Source organism: Rhodococcus erythropolis R138, from assembly GCF_000696675.2.
Lineage (GTDB): Bacteria > Actinomycetota > Actinomycetes > Mycobacteriales > Mycobacteriaceae > Rhodococcus_F > Rhodococcus_F erythropolis.
The window spans coordinates 3,864,786-3,886,083 of the sequence record NZ_CP007255.1; the positions used below are offsets into that span (position 1 = coordinate 3,864,786).

A 21,298-nucleotide genomic window follows, 5' to 3' on the forward strand; every position below is an offset into this window, starting at 1 on the left:
TCAGCCGCGCACGTCTTGGATCTCGATCAGAGCGTCCAACTCGGCGTCGACGTCCGGGGCCGCGTGACGACCCGTTCCTACCGCCAGGTTGATCACGGGCCCGATCGCCTCCAGACCTGCCTCGGCGAACATTTCGGCGTGTGACGTGGGCACCGGACGGTCGATGATCACCCCGGACACGAACGGTCGCCACGCCGACGCCGTGCGCAGCGGGTCGAAGGTGTCGGTCTGTGCCGAGAAGAACAGCAGATCGCCCACGAACTTGCCCGGGCGGTACCGGTGGGCAAGCTCCGCGCCTGCGGAGTATTCCTCGAACAGTCGCTCGATCCGATCGCTCGAGACCAAAGGGTGATCGCCGATGGACTCATGCAAGAGCGCTTCGGCGTCCTCCGGTGTCAGATCACGCTCGTCGGCGTCCGGGACCGAGATCCCCAACCCGCCGATCAGTTCGGCGAGAGAAGGCTGCGCGCCCGCCATCGTCGGGTCTTCGAGAACGAAGCTGTCGAGCAGAATCAGGTCGGCGACGCTCTCACCCGCTGCTTGCAACTGCACCGCCGCCGCGTGAGCGATCAATCCCCCGATCGACCACCCCAGCAGGTGATACGGACCGTGCGGCTGAACTCCGCGAATTTCCTCGACGTACCGCGCCGCGAAATCCTCGATCAGCTCCGCCCGGAATTCGGGGTCCGTCAGAATCGGCGACTGCAGGCCGTAGAGCGGCCGGCTGGAATCGACGTACCGATCGAGTGCCCCGTAGCACCAGGCCAATCCGATGGCCGGATGGATGCAGAACAGTGGCTCGGCGCGGCCTTCCGGGCGTAGTGGCAGGACTACTGCAAGTGCGGAGGTATCCGCGTCACTTGTCACAACTGTTGCCTCGAGTTCGAAGAGTCTGCGCGCCAATGCCTCCGGCGTCGGGTCGGAGAATATCCACGCGACGGGGACGGTCATGCTGGTGCGTTCCTTGATGGCAGCGACCAAACGCGTTGCCATGAGCGAGTTTCCGCCGAGTTCGAAGAAGCTCGAATCGGCGTACGTGTCTGCGTCGGCGAGATCGAGTACCTCCGCGAAAGCAGCGCAGATCGCAATCTCGTCGCTGCCTTCCGGACTGCGTCCACTCGGCGACTCCCAGAGGGGCGCAGGCAGAGCTGCGCGATCCAGCTTGCCCGCCGGTGTGGTCGGGACTGCACCGATCGTGACAAAAGCGGACGGGATCATGTGCGCAGGCAGGGATGTGCCTGCGTGGCGTCGTAGTGCGGTGACGTCGACGTCCCCGTGTGCCGGGACGACGTACGCGACGATCCGAGCGTCGACGCCGTCGCCGACGACCACGCTCACAGCCGAATGCACGGACGCCTCCGACGCCAGCACCGCGTCGATTTCACCGAGTTCGATCCGGAACCCTCGGACCTTGACCTGGTGGTCCGCGCGTCCGAGATAGACAAGCGACCGTGCGCGATCTTCACGCACAAGATCTCCGGTGCGGTACATCCGAGAGCCTTCGGGTCCGTGCGGGTCGGCGACGAACCGCGCTGCCGTGAGCGCGGGGTTGCCGAGGTACCCGCGGGCGAGACCGTCGCCGCTGACGTAGAGCTCACCGACGACCTGTCCGGGGACCGAGTGCAGTCGGGAATCGAGAACCATCGCATCCACACCGCGGATCGGACCGCCGATCGTCACAGACTCCCCCGCGACGAGTGAATCGCTGATGGTGACTGCGACGGTGGCCTCGGTCGGGCCGTACGCGTTGAACATTCGGCGCCTCGGCGCCCACCGAGATACGAGGTCGGCGGTGCAGGCGTCGCCACCGACAACGACGGCCTCGAGATGGTCGAGACCGGCGGGATCGACAGTCGCCAGGGCGGCCGGAGTCACGAATGCATGGGTGATCGTCTGCTCGTCGAGCAGTTCGTGCAATTCGACACCGCCGAGAACCGTCGGAGGCGCAATCACCATCGTTGCGCCGGCGCCGAATGCCAGAAGGAGCTCGAGAACCGACGCGTCGAAGCTCGTCGAGGCGAAGCTCAGAGCGCGAGAGTGCGCGGTGACGCCGAAACGTTCCCGCTGTTCGTCGGCAAACGCGGCCAATCCCGCGTGAGTGACCAATACGCCCTTGGGTTTTCCGGACGAGCCCGAGGTGTAGATCAGGTAGGCCGGGTTGTCGAACTCGAGTGGCGCGTCCGGCAGTGTCTCGGAATGGGCTGCCTCGATTTCGGTGGTGAATTCGACCGCGTCGAGCTCGATCCACGACGTGGCGCCCGGAAGGCCGGCCACATACTCACCCCTGGTGATACCGAGTACCGCCCCACTGTCGGTGAGCATGTGCTCGATCCGCTCGGCGGGGTACGCCGGGTCCACGGGAAGAAACACTCCGCCGGCTTTCGCTACGGCCCAGAGCGCGATCACATAGTCGGCCGACCTCGGAAGCGCGAGTGCCACAATCATTTCCGGCGCAATCCCGCGAGCGATCAACGCAAACGCCATTGCGTCGGAGCGTCGGTCGAGTTCGCCGTACGTGAGCGTGGCGGAAGCCGCGACGTCGACGATTGCCGGAGCATGCGGATCGGCCGCGCCGCGAAGCAGCAACTCCGGCAAGGTCAAGGCATCGCCGGCCGGACGTCCGGGCAACGCACGCAGGCCACGTCCCGCAAGATCCACGTCACCGACGACGGCGGAGGGCTGGGCAGTCAGTGTCTCGATGACCGTTTCCAGCATCACCGCAAACGACTCCGCCGTATCGGTGTCGAAGAGGTCCTTCGCGTAGGTGAGGGAGGCCTCGTAGCCGCCGCCTTCCTCCACGGTCTGTTCGACAACGGTGAACTGCAGGTCGTACTTGGCGATGTCCGGTGTGATCTCGTGGGCACGAACGGCAAGTCCAGGCAGGTCCCACGTCGTCGGGTGGGCGCCGTGGAACGAGATCATCGTCTGGAACACCGGATGACGGTCGGTGGTCCGGGTCGGCGCCACCACGTCCACGACCTGCTCGAACGGAATGTCCGCGTGGGCGAAGGCGTCGAGATCGACGGAGCGGACAGTACGCAGAACGTCGACGAACGTCGACCCGGGATCGACCGTCGTGCGCAGTCCGACCGTGCCCACGAACATTCCCACGAGGTCGTCGAGAACTCGGTGTCCTCGCCCGGCGACCGGAGATCCGATCACGATGTCCGTGCTTCGACTCAGCCTGGACAGCAGCACGGCATAGGCAGCGTGCAACACCATGAACGGCGTCGCCGCATTCGAGCCGGCGACCGCCTCGACCGCGATCCGGGTGTGCGCCGGAAGCGAGACCGCGGTGTGGCCGCCGCTCAACGACTGGGTGAGCGGGCGCGCTCGATCGCTCGGAAGGTCGATCAGCTCAGGTGCTCCCCGCAACGTCTCCCGCCAGTACGACGCCTGTGCCCCGAGCACGCTCTCGGATTCGTTCACAGAGCCCAGCGCTTCCCGCTGCCAGATGGCGAAGTCCGCGTAGTGCACCTCGAGCGGGGTGAACTCGGGAGCGCGTCCCGAACTTCTCGCGACGTAGGCGGTGAGCACGTCCTTCATCAACGGCGCGATCGACCATCCGTCCGCCGCGATGTGGTGGATCACGATGACAAGTGTGTGGTGCTGCGGCGTCGACTCGAGCAGGAGCGCGCGAACGGGAGCTTGGGTCGTGATGTCGAATCCACGCGACGCGAATTCTCTGGCGAGCTCTGCCGGTTCACGGGTGTCCGCATTTGCGTACTCCAGCGAGGTGAATGCATCCTGGATCACCTGGTGTGGGCCGGTGTCGGAGTCGGGGAACACCGTGCGCAGGATTTCGTGCCTTTCGATCACGTCGAGGACCGCAGCTTCGAGGGCTGGGACGTCGAGTGCACCGTCGAGGGAGATCGCGGCAGGGACGTTGTACGCGGGTGAGCCGGGATCCATCTGGTTGAGGAACCAGATGCGGGCCTGCGCGTAGGACAGCGGAACTTGCTCGGGGCGGTCGACGGCGGTGATCGGTGGTAGCGCCTTCGCCCCGGCGGATGTGTCGAGCACGGCGGCAAGTTCCCGAATTTCGGGGTGCTCGAACAGCATTCGGACAGGTACCTGCCTGCCCAACGATTCGCCCAGTCGCTGGGCAAGTCTGGTGGCGAGCAGTGAGTTGCCGCCGAGTTCGAAGAAACTGTCCGACGCACTGATCTGTTCGATACCCAGCAGTTCCGCCACGACGCCGGCAACCTGGAGTTCGGTCGCGGTGGTCAGCGGCTCGACACTCCGCTCGGACGAACGCAGTGTCGGCGCCGGCAGCGCCGATCGGTCGAGTTTCCCGACGGGGGTCAGCGGAACGTGCTCGATCGGGGTGATCGCCGACGGCACCATGAAGGCGGGCAGTGAGCGGCGCGCATGGTTCAGCAGTTCGTCCATCTCGACCGCATCGGCGCCGAGTACTACGTACGACGCCAACATCGTCTCACCGGAAGCTGCGTCGATGCCCACGGTGACCGCGAACTCGACGCCGGGGTAATCGCTGAGGACGGAGTCGATCTCGCCCAGTTCGATGCGGAATCCGCGTACTTTCACCTGGTGATCAGAGCGTCCGACGTATTCGATCGTCTCGAGCGGCGTCCACCGAACCAGGTCACCGGTCCGGTACATGCGGGCGCCGGCCGGGCCGAACGGCGCTGCCACGAATCGCGTCGCCGTCAACGCGGGTTGGTCGAGGTAGCCGCGGGCAAGTCCGAGGCCGGCGATGTAGAGCTCACCGGTGACCCCGACGGGTACCGGCTGAGCCGAGCCGTCGAGAATTACCGCGGACACGCCCCGGACGGGTCCACCGATGGTCACGGTCTCCCCCACCGTCAGGGCATCGCTGATGCACACCATGACCGTGGTTTCCGTCGGCCCGTAACCGTTGAACAACCGGCGACCCGGTGCCCACTTGCGGACCAGTTCGGGTGAACAGGCCTCGCCGCCGACAACGATCGACTGCAAGACGTCCAGCCCGGTGGGATCGACCGAGGCCAGCGCTGCCGGCGTGATGAACGCGTGGCTCACCTGGTGATCGGTGATCAGTTTTGCGAGGTCCTCGCCGCCGTACACATCGGGAGATGCGATCACCATCGTCGCGCCCTCACCGACGGCGAGCAGCAGTTCGAGGATGGATGCGTCGAAGCTCGGTGAGGAGAAGTGCAGCGTCCTCGACTGCGCCGCGATGCCGTAGCGCGCCGTCTGCTCGGCGGCCAATGCGCTCAGGCCACGGTGAGTGACGCTGACACCCTTGGGCTTTCCCGTCGATCCGGAGGTGTAGATGATGTAGGCGAGGTTGTCGATTCGGATCGGCGCGGCAGGAACCGGCTGCCAGACACCGTCGCCGTGGATGTCGTCCATCGTCATCCACGGAACCGGACGGGGCAGTGATTCGATCACCGCTTCCGTTGTCACTCCGCGAGTGGCTCCGGAGTCGGTGAGCATGTGCAAAATGCGATCGGCTGGGTATCGCGGATCGACCGGAACGAACGCGGCGCCGGTCAAGGAAACGCCCCACAACGCGACGATCGAGTCGATCGAACGCGGAATCGCTATCGCCACAATGTCTTCGGCGCCGATACCTTCCATGGTCAAACGGCGGGCAAGCGCCGATGCACGGGAGAAGAGATCTCGGTAGAGCACGGTGGTGTCACCAGATCGAAGGGCCACCGAATCGCCTGAACGGGTGGCGGTCCGCGTCAATATTTCGGCCAAGGTGCGCGAACTGGTCCACGCCGGACCTCGTACCGGCATCAGCGACGCACGCTCGAGGGTGCTGAGGAATTCCATGTCGTCGATCGCGGTGTCCGGGTCTGCGGCAACGGCGCGGGCCACCGACTGCACACGTGCGGCGATCGTTTCCGCGGTGGAAATGTCGAAGAGCGCCTCGGCAAACCTGAGCGACCCGGTGATCTCCGCGTTCTCGGAATCGCCTGCCAGCAGGGTGAACTCGAGGTCGAACTTAGCGACGGACGGTTCGAGCGCTTGCGCCTCGAGATGGGCGTCGTGGACGGTTACCTGCGGCGAGACCACATTCTGGTGGTACGACAGCATGACCTGAAACAGCGGGTGTCGCGTAGTTGACCGGTCGAGATCGAGGGCGTCGACCAGCACCTCGAATGGCAACTCGGGGTGCGCGAAGGCGGCAAGGTCGCGTTCACGGACGACCTCGAGCAGGGAGGTGAACGACGCTCGGTGATCGACCGGTGTGCGAAGCGGTAGCGAATTGACGAACATCCCGATCAGGGAATCCAGTTCGGGTCGGCCGCGGCCTGCCACCGGAGTACCGACCACCACGTCGTCGGTAGCACCGAGACGCGCCAAAACAACCGTCAAGATCGCGTGTACGACCATGAATTGCGTCGTGCCACTGCGCCTTGCCAAGGCGGCGAGCCGCTCCCCGGTCGCCGCGTCGATGACGATCGGCACCGATCCGACGGCGGTCGTGGTGACAGATCCGCGTGGGCGATCCACCGGTAGCAGTACCTCGTCCGGGGCACCAGCCATGGCAGCGGTCCAGAAGGTCAGCTCGCGGGCAACCAGAGACTCCTGGTCGTCGATCTGCCCGAGCGAGTCTTGCTGCCACACCGCGTAGTCGGCGTACTGCACGTCGAGCGGTGTGAAAACCGGGGCGTCTCCGACGACGCGTGCGGAGTACGCCGCGACGAAATCTGTCGCGAAGGGAGTCAGGGACCAGCCGTCGAAGGCGATGTGATGGATGACGACGACCAGTACGTGAGCGAAAGTGTCCTCGCGCACCAGCATGGCCCGAATCGGCAGATCCGAACCGAGATCGAACCCACGCGCCGCGAACTCCGTCGTCGCGGATTCGATACCTTCGGATCCGCAATAGCGCTCGACGGAGAACTGCACGTCGGAAATTGCTCGGATGACCTGGCTCGGGCCGTCTGCGCTGTCGACGTAGATCGTTCGAAGCACCTCATGGCGTGCAATGACGTCCGCAAGCGCCTCCTCGAGTGCATCGCCGTGGATGTCTCCGGTGATCCGGATCGCGAACGGAATGTTGTAGACCGCGGACTGCGGGTCGAAGCGATTGACGAACCACAGCCGCTGTTGCGCAGCGGAGAGCGGTAGTCGGTCCGGGCGAGCACCGGCGCTCAGGGCAGGTCGATCGTCTGATTCTTCGGCGCTCGCCGCCAGACGTGCAGCGAGCGCTTCGACGGTCGGTGCTTCGAAGATCGAGCGCACGTCCACAGCGAGTCCCGTCGCTGCGCTCAACCGCGCGGACACCTGCGTCGCGACGAGTGAGTTGCCACCGAGATCGAAGAAGCTGTCTCCGGCCCGGACCTCGGGTACGTCGAGCAGTGAAGCGAACACGTCGGCGACGGTGCGTTCGAGCCCGGCCTCGGGTTCACGACCCGTACCGAGGACTTCGCGCGGTATCGGCGTCGGCAATGCTCTCCGATCGAGTTTGCCGACCGGAGTCAACGGAATCGCGTCGATCGGGGTGATCGATGACGGAATCATGTACCGCGGCAGCGTGTCGGCGAGTGCCGCAAAGAGCGACTCGATATCAGCGTCGCCGCTGAGCAACACGTACGACGCCAGAGTGGTGCCTGCGGCGGATTCGACGGGAATCGTCGTGGCGAAGTGAACGAGAGGGGAATCCATCAGAGCAGCGTCGATCTCGCCGAGTTCGATGCGGAACCCGCGGATCTTGAGCTGATGATCGCTGCGGCCCACGTAGCGGAGGGTCAGGTCCTTGGTCCAACGGACCAGGTCACCGGTTCGGTACATCCGCGCACCGGACGTCGAGTACGGATGCGCGACAAAACGATCCGACGTCAGCGCGGGACGAAGGTGGTAACCACGTGCAAGCCCCGGCCCACCGATGTACAGCTCGCCGACGCCGCCGATCGGGACCGGTTGCAGCCGAGCGTCAAGCACCACGGCGTCGATTCCGCGGATGGGACCGCCGATGGTGATCGGATCGCCCGGTGAGAGTGGGTCACTGATGGCAACCATGACAGTGGTTTCGGTCGGACCGTATCCGTTGTGCAGTCTGCGCCCGTTGCCCCAGCTCGAGACCAATTCCGGGGTGCACACGTCGCCGCCGACGACTACGCATTCCAGTGCCGTCACGCCCGCCGGATCGACGGTCGCCAGAGCAGCCGGAGTGATGAAGGCATGAGTGACCTCGCGGCTTCGGAGGAACTCGCTCAACGCCTCCCCTCCGTAGATGTCGGGAGGGGCGATCACCATCGTCGCGCCGGTCGAACCGGCGAGCAGTAGCTCGAGTACGGCGCCGTCAAAGCTCGGTGACGCAAAATGCAGAGTTCGCGACCCGGCGGTGATCCGGTACCGATCCTGTTGTTCGCGAGCGAGATTGGCCAAACCTGCGTGAGTGACGACGGTGCCCTTCGGCACTCCGGTCGAGCCGGAGGTGTAGATGACGTACGCAGCCGACGCCGCGGTGATCGACGCTGTTCTGTCAGCGTCGATCACCGCGGCGTCGGAGTAGGCGGCATATTCTGCAACCGTGTCCGCGTCGCCGAGGTCGATCCAGACTGAGACGTTCCCGCCGGTTGCCGGACCGGCCGCAACCTCGGCGGACCGAATTCCGATCCGCACACCCGAATCCTCGAGCATGTGCGCAACTCGATCTGCGGGATAACGGGGATCGACCGGGACGAAAACGCCGCCGGCTTTTGTGACCGACCAGACTGCGAGCACGGAGTCGACCGATCGGGCGACGGCCAGTGCGACCGGTGTCTCGGGGCCGACGCCCAGGTCCATGAGGTATCGAGCGATCCGATTCGATCGACGCTCCAGCTCCCCGTACGAGAGTGAGCGCTCGGAGTCTTCGAGGGCGATCGCGTCGGGATACGTCCTCGCGGTAGCCCCGAGGATCTGCGCCAGCGTCGATTCGCCCACCGAAGCCACGCCGCGCCGCGGCAATATCGCGGCACTCTCCCGGGATCCGAGTACACGAAGGTCACCAACCGGTGCAGTCGGTTCCGACACTGCCGATTCCACGAGGGTCACGAAGTTTCGCGCCAAGGCTTCGACGGTCGCGTTGTCGAACAGGTCGGTGGAATAGGTGAACGTGGCATCGATTCCAGCTGCGGTCCCGGACTCGTGACGTTCGGTGACGGTGAGCTCGAGGTCGAACTTGGTCAGCCCCGTCTCGACTGCCCGCGCCGTCATCGACACCCCGGCCAGTTCGGCTGTGTGAGCGGTGGTTATCCGAGAGGTGATGGCAGCTTGAAAGACCGGATGGTGCGCAGGCGAGCGGTCGAGTTCGAGCGCGTCCACGACGACGTCGAAAGGCACGTCCGCATTGTCGAAGGCATCCACGTCGACGGCCCTGACCTGCGACAGGTGTGCGGCGAACGTCGCGTCCCGATCGACGACGGTCCGCAAGGCCAGAGTGTTGACGAACATGCCGACGAGCAGATCGAGAGATCTGTCCCCTCGTCCTGCCACCGGTGTTCCGATGACGATGTCGTCCGTGCCGCTGTACCTGGCCAGAAGCAGGGCGAAGCACGCGTGCAGGGCGATGAACGGCGTGGCGTCGTGATCGCCGGCAAGTACAACGAGCTTCTGATGAGTGGAAGCGCCAATTCTGATGTCGACTCCGGCCCCGCGCATGGTCGGGTCGAGTGGGCGCGGACGGTCCGTCGGCAGGTGGAGTTGCTCGGGCGCTCCCGCCAGCTGCTGCTTCCAGAACGCGATCTGTGAGTGGGCAAGCGAATCGGTGGATGCCACGTCGCCTAGGTGTTCTCGGTGCCAGAGCGTGTAGTCGGCGTACTGCACCGGAAGGGGTGCCCACTGCGGGCTGTTGCCGCCGACGCGGGCGGCGTAAGCGCCGGTGAGATCAGCAGCCAACGGCGCGAGCGACCAGCCGTCGGCCACCATGTGGTGCAGAACTACGACGAGAACTGCTTGCTCGTCATCGCCGTCCTTGTCATCGCCTTCCTCATCGTCGGCGACAGTGATCAGCAGGTATCGGACCGGGCGTTCGCGGACCAGATCGAAACCCGCCGAGGAGAATTCGAAGATCACTCTTTCGAGATTCTCGCGTTCCACTTCGATCGACTCGAGCCCCGCGATACCCTCGCCCAGGCCCAGAACCTTCTGCGTTGCGTTGTCCCCGATTTGAGGAAACACGGTGCGTAGTGATTCGTGACGTGTCACGACGTCCACGATCGCGGCGCTCAGTGCGTCGGGATCGACGTCGCCGCGCAACGACACCGCCAACGGAATGTTGTATGCACCTGATTCCGGTGCGACGCGGTTCAGGAACCACAGTCGCTGCTGCGCGGGAGCAAGAGGCAGTACCGCCGGCCGGGCCACGACCTGGATACCGTCGGCGTCCGGGGTCTGGGCGGCACGCTCGATCGTCGCCGCGATCCCGGACACCGTGGGATGGTCGAAGAGCGCACGCAGCGGCATACGAACTCCGGTGGCTTCGGTCAAGCGCGCCACAGCCGTCGTCGCTACCAGCGAGTTTCCGCCCAAATGAAAGAAATTATCGTCGAGCCCGAGCGGTCCACTACCCAGGATGTCAGCCAGAACCGCGGCTACCTTGCCCTCGGTCGTGGTCGTCGGGGGCCGGAAGACCTTGGTGGAGGCGAGGATCGGCGACGGCAGCGCACGCCGGTCGAGTTTTCCGTTGGTGGTCAACGGAATCGAATCGATGACCATGAAGGCATCGGGAACCATGTAGGTCGGGAGGGCTTCGGCGGCGTGCGCGCGAAGGGCTTCGGCGTCCACGGCGTCCGAAGCGGTCACATAGGTCACGAGAGCGCCGCCGGCCGGCGTCGGAGCCACGACGGTCACGGCGTCGTCGATTCCCGGCGCGCCGAGGATGACGGAGTCGATTTCGCCGAGTTCGATCCGGAATCCGCGGATCTTGACCTGCGCGTCGCCGCGTCCGAGGTACTCGAGTTGTCCAGGCGCAATCCATCGTGCGCGGTCACCGGACCGGTACAACCGTCGTCCGCCGGCATTGAACGGATCGGCAACGAACCGGCCCGCGGTGAGGTCTGGTCGGCCCAGATAGCCACGGGCGAGTTGACCGCCGGCGACATAGATCTCCCCCGCAATCCCCACCGGGACCGGGGAGAGATGCTCGTCGAGCAGGTACACACGAAGTCCGTCGATCGCGTCACCGATCCGGCTGCCGGTAACCGCACTCGCGCTCGCCCGGTCGATTTCGAGATGGGTGACATGCACCGTCGTCTCGGTGATGCCGTACATGTTGACGAGTGCGGGCCCGGATTCCGTGTGATTGTCGTGATTGTCGTAGCCCGCGTGATTGTCATACCAGCGCCCGAGGCGACGAAGATCCAAGGCTTCGCCACCGAAGATCACGTACCGGAGCCGGGTCGCCGAATCGGCCCGAAGGTCGGCTTCGATGTACTGGTAGAAGGCCGAGGGCGTCTGATTGAGCACGGTGACGCCTTCTGCGGCGACGAGCGCGCGGAAGGCATCGGGGTCGCGTGAGACTTCGTGATCGACCAGAACCAGCGTTCCACCGTGGAGCAGCGCGCCCCACATTTCCCACACCGAGAAGTCGAAGGCGAACGAGTGGAACATCGTCCACACGTCGTTGCCGTCGAATCCGAATTCGACCTGCGTGTTCTCGAACAATCGCACCACGGTGGCGTGAGTAACCGAGACGCCCTTGGGTCGGCCCGTCGACCCCGAGGTGTAGATCACGTATGCCAGATTGTCGACTCCGTGCCCGCGCGGGCACTCATCGGTTTCCAGACCCTCACCGGAGTACTCGTCGGAGTCGACCCCGACGACCACCACGTCAGAATTCGGGAAGGCGGAGTTCGGGAAAGTGGAATCGGAGATGACGCACACCGGTTGCGCATCCTCGACCACGTATGCCAAACGCTCGGCGGGGTGCGCACGATCGAGTGGGAGGTATCCGCCGCCGGCCTTCACTACCGCGACAGCGGCAACGATCATGTCCACGGATTTCGGCAGCATGATTCCGACCAACGACTCGGATTGCACGCCATGCTCGACGAGCTTGCGCGCCAACTGATTCGATCGTCGATCGAGTTCGCGGTACGACACGCGCTCGCTACCTGCGACAACGGCGATCGCTTCCGGGGTCGCCCGAATGCGATCGGAAAGGATGTCGGAGAGCGTTCGGACCGGGGTAATCGGGAGAACGGGCGGCACCAGCGCCTGGCGCGCGTCCGGGCGGAGCAGATCCACTGAGCCGAGCGCCGAGTGCGGAGCACCGACCATCGCGGTCAAGATTCGTAGATAACGGTCGGCGAGGTCCTCGGCTTGCTCCTTCGTGCCGAGCCAATCCAGAACACCGGAGATCGGCTGATCGAAATCGGCATGCTCACCAGTCGGAATCGCCAGGGAGACAAACAGTTCCGGCACGGTGGCCAGATCCGATCCGATAGGCGCACCGACCATGAGCCCCGGAAATCTCGGGTGAGCATCCAGCGGCTCCTCGAAGCAGACCATCGCCCGGAACAACGGGCCCGTCTCCACCCAGCGGCCGTCACCGAGTGCGGCGGTTACCGAAGACAGAAGAATGTCTGCGTGTTCGAAAGCTTCGATTGCGACGGTGTCCACCGCACCGACCAGGTCGTTGAGCGTCATGGTGTTCGACACCGTCGAGCGAAGCACCAACTGGTTGGCGAACATCGAGACGAAATCGTCCGGGTTCGAGGCGCCGTACCCGCGGACCGAGACGCCGATCGACACCTCGTCAGCCGAACCGACGCGGCGCAGCAGTCCGGCCATCGCAGACTGGAACAGCACGAACAGACTCGTGTTCATCGTCGTCGCCATCGTCTCGAGGCGGCGGCAGAGGTCTGCCTCGATCTCGAGGGGCGTGGACGTCCGACCGGATCCGGCGACGACCGGCAAACCCAGATCCTCGGCGGGGTTCGACAATGTCGAAGACCAGTACTCGACGTTGCGGGCGTGTTGAACTTCGGCGATCCACTTCCCCGCGGCGTCCGGGTCGATGTCCATCAATCGAGTTCCCGATTCCGCAGCGCAGAACAATTCGAGGAATTCGAGGAAACGTCGGTGGTGACGCGTGATGTCCTCGTTGGTGTAGAGGTCTGGGTTCGCGGCGAAGTCGATCTGGATCTCTTCGGCTGCGGAAGTCTGATAGACGTTGACCGAGAGGTCTTCGATCGGCCCGGTCGAGATCACGTTCAGTTCGCCGTGCGCGTCCCCGAGAGTGATTCCCGAGTGGAACAGCATGAGGTTGATCAACGGCCCGTGGAAGCCGCGTCCGTCGGCGATGCTGTGATCACCGGCGTTGAGGTCGCGTCGTAGGTCCTCGTGGCGGTACTTCTGATGACGCAGTGCGCCGGTGAGTTCGATCTTCACCTCGTGCAGCAAGTCTCCCACCGCGAAGTGCGGATCGACACTCGCACGTATCGGGACGACGTTCGACATCATTCCGCCGGACCTGCGAGCAGCTTTTGTCGTCCGCCCCGAGACCGGCAGGCTGAGGACCACGTCGCGGGTCCCGGTGGCCCGGGCGAGGTAAGCCGCCAGTGCACCGATCACCACTGACGACGTAGTCACGTCGTGAGCGACGGCAAGCCGTTCGAGGGAGCTTCGCAGTTCCGTAGGTACCGTCGCCGACCGTAGGCGTGACCACGCCTGCGACGGAGCAGTCGAGGACGCGAGCGAGGTTCCGCCCGGCTTGTCGGCCATCTTGGTGTTCCAGTAGTCGCGATCGCGTTCCCACCGGGAAGAGCCCAGATAGTCGGCCTCTGCCTTCACCAACGATTGGAGGGGGGCAGTTACCGCTGGGGGAACTGGCAGATCCCGCACCGCGGCGGTGTAGATCTCGGCTGTGCGGTTCATCATCGACATCGCGCCGAAACCGTCGAGCGCCACATGATGAATACGGCTGTACCAGTAGTAATGGTCGTCGCGAAGCACCAGGACTGCCAGCCTGACCAGGCGATCGGTGAACGGATCGATGGCAGCAGTGTGCTCTTTGCGCATCCATTCTCGCGCCGCCGATTCCGGATCGGATTCGGCGCGCAGGTCGACCACGTCGAGGGAGTCGTCCATGTCGAGATCGAGCCACTGACGCGCAACCCCGTCCACCTCGACCAGGCGCAGGTATCCGGAGCCGATCTCACGGCCGGTCTGTTTACTGGCAGCGGTCAGCAGCTCGATGTCGAGCGGGCCGTCCACGTCGACGTACTGAGCGATGCTGACGGGAATCTCGGGTCGAAGCTGTTGTGCGACAAGCAGGGAAAGTTGCGCGGCAGAAAGAGGGAAGGTGAGTTCGTCGTCCGGACGAGCTGCGGAAACGATTCCTCGGTCGGGACTGCCATCCACACGAATCTCCCTCTTACAACTTGATCATGATGCAAACAGGTATATGCGTCCGCTGGACGCTTCGAACTGATCGGGGCACTTCGAAATGAGACGAATACATTGGAAAGCTCGGGTGGAAACTGGCAAATCGCCCGCCGGAGATCACATCGTGACAATCAGCTGCGATGTTACCGATCAGTCAGCTTCCAGCAAATATTCATCAAACAACCATTTGGGACTATTGTCCTGAATATCATGGCTAAAACGGCCCTATATAACAAACCGAAGCGCCGGTACCCGACGAACGGGCACCGACGCTCCGGTGAAATGTATTCAGTTGATCGTGCAGCGAGGCTGCTTGTCAGACCGTGAAGCCGAGTGCGCGCAGTTGCTCGCGTCCGTCTTCGGTGATCTTGTCCGGTCCCCACGGCGGCAACCACACCCAGTTGATCTTCATGTCGGTACACAGATCGCTACGCACAAGTGCGCCGCGCGCCTGGTCCTCGATCACGTCGGTCAACGGGCACGCCGCCGACGTCAAAGTCATGTCGATCGTGACGACACCGTCGTCTTCGAAGAGTCCGTAGACCAAGCCGAGATCGACGACGTTGATTCCCAGTTCGGGGTCGACGACGTCGCGCATCGCTTCTTCGAGTTCGTCGAGTCGCTCAGGCGACGGGACAGTGCCACTGCCCTGTGCGCCACCGAATTCCGCAGTGGAATCGGGATTCGGATTCACCGGAGCGCCGACCTCGGCGTCCTGCACTGGTTGTGTCTCGGTCATGATCCCTGTCCTTCAGTCGTGTCGACCAATTCACTGCTGCTGTCCGCCGTCGTCACAGCACTGCCGTCGACAATCTGGACTACAGCATCCTTGAATGCCATCCATCCGAGCAAGGCGCACTTCACGCGTGCCGGATACTTCGAGACACCGACGAACGCGATGCCGTCGCCGAGAACGTCCTCGTCCCCTTCGACGGTGCCCCGACTGCTCACCATCTCGTTGAACGCCGTCACCGTCTTCAGTGCGTCGGTGACCTGCATCCCGATGACGAGGTCGTTCAGCACCGACGTCGACGCCTGGCTGATCGAACAACCCTGCCCGTCGTACGAGACGTCGGAGACCGTTCCGTCCTCGGATATCTGGACGCGCAACGTCACCTCGTCGCCACACGTCGGGTTGACGTGGTGCACCTCGGCGCCGAACGGCTCACGGAGTCCGCGGCCGTGCGGATGTTTGTAGTGATCGAGGATCACTTCCTGATACATCTGCTCCATGCGCATGATTCAGTTCAACTCCCCTGCGACACCGAAAAATTCCTGCGCACGCTTGATCGCTGCAACCAGAACATCGATTTCCGCGGTGGTGTTGTAGAGCGCAAACGACGCACGGGCCGTCGCAGCGACACCGAACTTACGATGCAGCGGCCACGCGCAATGGTGTCCGACGCGGATCGCGACGCCCTCGTCGTCGAGGATCTGTCCGAGGTCGTGGGCGTGAATACCGTCCACGACAAAGGAAATCGCTCCGCCGCGGTTCTCGGACGTCTGCGGTCCGATGATGCGCAGACCTTCGATCGCCGACAACTTTTCGAGAGCAGCCTCCACCAACACGTGCTCGTGCGCGGCGACGGCGTCCATCCCGAAGGTGTTCAGGTAATCCACGGCAGCGCCCAGTCCGACCACCTGTGAGGTCATCGGTACGCCGGCTTCGAAACGCTGAGGCGGCGGCGCGTAGGTGCTGACCTCCATGGTGACCGTCTCGATCATCGATCCGCCGGTGATGAACGGAGGCATCGCTGCCAGCAGTTCACGACGGCCGTAGAGAACTCCGACCCCCGAAGGGCCGAGCATCTTGTGACCCGAGAACGCCGCGTAGTCCACTCCCAGTTCGTGGAAGTCGACGGCCATGTGAGGCACCGACTGGCACGCGTCGAGCACGACGAGTGCACCGACGGCGCGTGCTCGTCGCACCAATTCCTCGACGGGCGCGATCGCGCCGGTCACGTTGGACTGGTGGGTGAACGAAACGACCTTCACCGCGTCTGTCAGCTCCAGCGAATCGAGATCGATCCGGCCGTCGTCGGTGACGCCGTACCACTTGAGCGTCGCACCGGTTCGGCGCGCAAGTTCCTGCCAGGGAACGAGGTTGGCGTGGTGTTCGAGTTCGGTGATGACGATTTCGTCGCCAGGACCGACATGGCGGTCGAAGCGATCGTCACCGAGAACGTAGGTCACCAGATTGAGAGCCTCGGTGGCGTTCTTGGTGAACACCAACTCGTCCGAATCCGCGCCCACGAAAGAAGCGATGGTGGCGCGAGCATTCTCGTACGCGTCCGTCGCCTCTTCTGCGAGCTGATGAGCACCCCGGTGTACTGCCGCGTTACAGGTGGTCAGGAAGTCCCGTTCGGCATCGAGAACCTGGACCGGACGCTGCGAGGTAGCGCCGGAATCCAAGTACACCAAAGGTTTTCCGTCGCGCACGGTTCGCGCCAGGATCGGGAAGTCGGCCCGAACCGCTGTGACGTCGAGCTCGCGCACCGAGGTGGTCATCGTGATTACGCTCCCTGGGTAGCTGCGGTGTCCGCGGTGAAACGAACGTAGCCGTTGGTCTCGAGCTCGTCGGCCAACTCCGGTCCACCGGACTCGACGATGCGGCCACCGACGAACACGTGAACGAAGTCGGGGTTGATGTAGCGCAGAATGCGCGTGTAGTGCGTGATCAGCAGAACGCCGCCGTTCTCGCGCTCCTTGTAGCGGTTGACGCCTTCGGAGACGGTGCGCAGAGCGTCGACGTCGAGGCCGGAGTCGGTCTCGTCGAGGATCGCGATCTTCGGCTTGAGCATGCCCAACTGCAGGATCTCGTGGCGCTTCTTCTCGCCACCGGAGAAGCCTTCGTTGACCGAGCGCTCGATGAACGAGGGATCGATCTCGAGCTCGCTGAGGGCTTCCTTGACTTCCTTGACCCAGTGGCGAAGCTTGGGAGCCTCGCCTCGCACGGCCGTGGCGGCGGTGCGCAGGAAGTTGGACATGGAAACGCCGGGAACCTCGACGGGGTACTGCATTGCCAGGAAGAGCCCGGCACGTGCACGCTCGTCGACGCTCATTGCGAGGACGTCTTCACCGTTGAGGGTGATGGAGCCGGACGTGACCTGGTACTTGGGGTGACCGGCGATGGCGTACGACAGAGTCGACTTGCCGGAGCCGTTGGGGCCCATGATCGCGTGGGTCTCGCCGGAGCGGACCGTCAGGTCGACGCCCTTGAGGATCTGGATGGGCTCGGCGTTGGCATCGGAGTTGGCGACCTCGACGTGCAGGTCACGAACCTCGAGGACCGAGGTGGTGGTGTTGTCACTGGTAGACATGAAATTCCTTCAAGATGAGGCGGGCGAGCGTAGCGACGGGGTGGTGTCGCAGGCGGGGCGGTCAGGAGCCGACGGCTGCGAGTTCGGCTTCGACTGCGGCTTCGAGGCGATCGCGCACCTCGGGAACAGCGATCTTGTTGATGATTTCGTGGAAGAACCCACGTACGACCAGACGACGAGCCTGATCCTCCGGGATACCACGAGCACGCAGGTAGAACAGCTGCTCGTCGTCGAAACGTCCCGTTGCACTTGCGTGGCCGGCTCCGACGATCTCACCGGTCTCGATTTCGAGGTTCGGAACCGAGTCGGCGCGGGCGCCGTCGGTCAGCACCAGGTTGCGGTTGAGCTCGAACGTGTCGGTGCCCTCCGCTGCGGCGCGGATGAGAACGTCGCCGATCCACACGGTGTGCGCGTCGGGCTTGCCGGATCCGGGATCGCCCTGAAGCGCACCCTTGTAGACCACGTTGGACTTGCAGTTGGGCTGCGAATGATCGACCAGCAGACGCTGTTCCAGATGCTGGCCGGCGTCGGCGAAGTACAGGCCGAGCAGTTCGGCGTCGCCGCCCGGTCCGTCGTACTTGACGGTGGCGGACAGGCGAACCAGGTCGCCGCCCAGGCTGATCGAGGTGTATCGAAGCACTGCGTCGCGGTTCAGGCGAGCGTGGTGTGACGTCACGTGAACTGCGTCGTCCGCCCAGTCCTGGATGGCCACCACGGTCAGCTGCGAACTGTCACCGAGAACGAATTCGATGTTCTCCGCGAAGGTTCCGCTGCCGCGCTGGTCGATCACGAACGTCGCCTTGGCGAACTGTGCCAGGTGAATCTGGGTGTGTCCGTAGGCGACGTTGTCGACTCCGGGGCCGGTCATGGTGACCACGACTGGCTTCTCGACCTCGACCTCGGCGCCCACCGAGATGACCGTTGCAGTCTCGAAGCTCGAATACGCCTGCGCTGCAATGCGATCAGCGGGAACGCCGGCTTTGCCCAGACGCGCGTCGTCACGGCCGACGGTCTCGACGGTGATGTCGCTTCCCCCGTCGACCTCGACGGTGACCTGTCCGTTGGCGACGGCGCTGCCGTCATGCAGTCCCCGGAGACGACGCAGCGGGGTGAACCGCCAGATCTCGTCACGTCCGCCGGGAACCTCGAATGCATTGACGTCGAACGAGGAGAACTGCTCGCCCTTGTTCGTGATAGGTGAGCCTGTGGCTGCACCCTTTACAGGAGCGGTCGGGTTCTCCCCGGCAACAGCTCCGATGACTCCGGTCTCTGGCGTGGTCACTAACCCACAGCCCCTTCCATCTGAAGTTCGATAAGGCGGTTGAGCTCGAGCGCGTACTCCATCGGGAGTTCCTTCGCGATGGGCTCGACGAATCCACGCACGATGGTGGCCATCGCCTCGTCCTCGGTCAGTCCGCGGCTCATCAGGTAGAAGAGCTGATCGTCACTGACCTTGGAGACGGTGGCCTCGTGACCCATGGTGACGTCGTCCTCGCGGATGTCGACGTACGGGTAGGTGTCGCTTCGGCTGATCTGGTCGACCAGCAGAGCGTCACACTTGACGGTCGACTTGGAGCCGTGGGCACCCTTGTTGACCTGCACCAGACCGCGGTACGACGCACGTCCGCCACCACGGGCGACAGACTTGCTGATGATGGTCGAGGACGTGTGCGGCGCGAGGTGGAGCATCTTGGCGCCGGTGTCCTGGTGCTGGCCCTCGCCGGAGAACGCAACGGAGAGAACCTCACCGCGGGCGTACTCGCCCATCAGCCACACGGCCGGGTACTTCATGGTGACCTTGGAGCCGATGTTGCCGTCGACCCACTCCATGGATCCGCCTGCCTCGACCTTGGTGCGCTTGGTCACCAGGTTGTAGACGTTGTTGGACCAGTTCTGGATGGTCGTGTAGCGGCAGTGGCCGCCCTTCTTCACGATGATCTCGACGACGGCCGAGTGCAGTGAATCGGACTTGTAGATCGGCGCGGTGCAACCCTCGACGTAGTGCACGGAGGCATCTTCGTCGACGATGATCAGGGTGCGCTCGAACTGACCCATGTTCTCGGTGTTGATGCGGAAGTACGCCTGCAACGGGATGTCCACGTGGACTCCCGGCGGAACGTAGATGAACGAGCCACCGGACCACACGGCGGTGTTCAGCGCGGAGAACTTGTTGTCGCCGGCCGGGATGACCGATCCGAAGTACTCCTTGAACAGCTCCGGGTGCTGCTTGAGACCGGTGTCCGTGTCGAGGAAGATGACGCCCTGCTCCTCGAGGTCCTCACGGATCGAGTGGTAGACGACCTCGGACTCGTACTGAGCTGCGACGCCGGCAACGAGGCGCTGCTTCTCCGCCTCGGGGATGCCGAGCTTGTCGTACGTGTTCTTGATGTCCTCGGGCAGGTCTTCCCACGACTCGGCCTGCTTCTCGCTGGACCGGACGAAGTACTTGATGTTGTCGAAGTGAATACCTTCGAGGTCGCTGCCCCAGTTCGGCATCGGCTTCTTGTCGAAGGTGCGCAGCGCCTTGAGGCGGATGTCGAGCATCCACTCGGGCTCGCTCTTCTTGGCGGAGATGTCCCGCACGACAGCCTCGGACAACCCGCGCTGCGCGCTGGCTCCGGCTTCGTCGGAATCGGACCAGCCGTAGCCGTAATGACCGAGGGACGCGATGGTCTCTTCCTGCGTGAGCGGCTCGGTGCCTGCTGCCGCAGTGGTAGTCGCCTGGTCTGATGTGACGGTCATGCGAGCTCCTTCCGGAGTCTTGTTTCTTGACGGCTGCTCGGGTTCAGCGAGGGCTGGTCGCTGTGGTCGAGCAGTTCTGACTTTGAAGAACTAGCTGAAAAATCTCTATTCGAACGCTGCACGGTGGCAACGCTCGGTAGAACACTGTGGTCCGGTCATCTACTCCCGGTGGACACGAGGGGCACGTGCGTCGTGCAGGCGCAGTCACCGTTGGCGATGGTCGCCAGACGCTGGACATGAGTCCCGAGCAATTGCCGGAATGCTTGCTGCTCTGCCTCGCACAGTTCCGGAAACTCTTCTGCCACATGGGAAACCGGGCAATGGTGTTGGCAGATCTGCACGCCGTTGCCGACCGGCCGGGTCGACGCTGCGAACCCCACCGCGTTGAAGGCTTCGGCGATTGCGTCCGCTGTCGCCTCGACGTTGTCGACATCTGTCGGATCAGCCGGTTCGACGTCTCCGACGATCGCCTGGACCCGACGCTTGGCGAACTCCTCGATTGCCGCGTCTCCGCCGATTTCACGGAGTTGCCGCATCGCGGCTCCCGCCAGATCGTCGTAGGTGTGGCCGAGGCGGCCGCGACCGGTCGCGGTGATCTGGAACTGCTTGGCGGGACGACCTCGTCCGCGCTGACGCAGCGACGACGCCGAAGCGGTACGGGCTTCGCCCGACTCGATCAACGCATCCAAGTGACGTCGGACACCTGCGGCACTCAAACCGAGGCGTGTGCCGATTTCGGAGGCGGTAATGGGGCCTTCTTCGAGTAGCAGCTTGACCACTGCCGCCCGCGTCTGACCTTCGACGCTCACCGTAACCGGATTTGCGGCAGCACTCGGCGAGGCCGCTACAGTGGGCTGACCTGCAACTTCCTTGCTTCGTGGGTCTGACGCATTTCTTTTCAC

General features: G+C 64.0%; 8 protein-coding genes. All 8 read right to left on the reverse strand.

The window, feature by feature from the left end:
- The 8 genes from H351_RS17650 to H351_RS17685 all read right to left on the reverse strand — a co-directional run bounded on the left by H351_RS17650 (position 1) and on the right by H351_RS17685 (position 21,298).
- Positions 1-14,310, reverse strand: coding sequence for a non-ribosomal peptide synthetase (locus H351_RS17650; RefSeq protein WP_029255346.1), 14,310 nt, complete (start codon positions 14,308-14,310; stop codon positions 1-3).
- 340 nt (positions 14,311-14,650) lie between these two features.
- Positions 14,651-15,073, reverse strand: coding sequence for a metal-sulfur cluster assembly factor (locus H351_RS17655; RefSeq protein ID WP_003944963.1), 423 nt, complete (start codon positions 15,071-15,073; stop codon positions 14,651-14,653).
- Entirely contained in the window at positions 15,070-15,573 is a 504-nt protein-coding gene (gene sufU, locus H351_RS17660) for a Fe-S cluster assembly sulfur transfer protein SufU (RefSeq protein ID WP_003944894.1), read from the reverse strand. Before sufU ends, H351_RS17655 begins: the two co-directional genes overlap by 4 nt.
- A gap of 3 nt (positions 15,574-15,576) precedes the next feature.
- Positions 15,577-16,842 (reverse strand): cysteine desulfurase, encoded by a 1,266-nt coding sequence (locus H351_RS17665; protein WP_003944865.1) that lies wholly within the window; start codon positions 16,840-16,842, stop codon positions 15,577-15,579.
- Between the two features lie 5 nt (positions 16,843-16,847).
- Entirely contained in the window at positions 16,848-17,654 is an 807-nt protein-coding gene (gene sufC / locus H351_RS17670; RefSeq protein WP_003944795.1) for a Fe-S cluster assembly ATPase SufC, read from the reverse strand.
- A gap of 61 nt (positions 17,655-17,715) precedes the next feature.
- Positions 17,716-18,936 carry a Fe-S cluster assembly protein SufD gene (gene sufD, locus H351_RS17675; protein WP_020907733.1) on the reverse strand — a complete coding sequence of 407 codons (1,221 nt, stop codon included), beginning with the start codon at positions 18,934-18,936 and terminating at the stop codon, positions 17,716-17,718.
- Entirely contained in the window at positions 18,936-20,396 is a 1,461-nt protein-coding gene (gene sufB / locus H351_RS17680) for a Fe-S cluster assembly protein SufB (protein ID WP_003944799.1), read from the reverse strand. Before sufB ends, sufD begins: the two co-directional genes overlap by 1 nt.
- A 155-nt stretch (positions 20,397-20,551) precedes the next feature.
- Positions 20,552-21,298, reverse strand: a complete 747-nt coding sequence (locus H351_RS17685; RefSeq protein ID WP_269455348.1) for a helix-turn-helix transcriptional regulator — start codon at positions 21,296-21,298, stop codon at positions 20,552-20,554.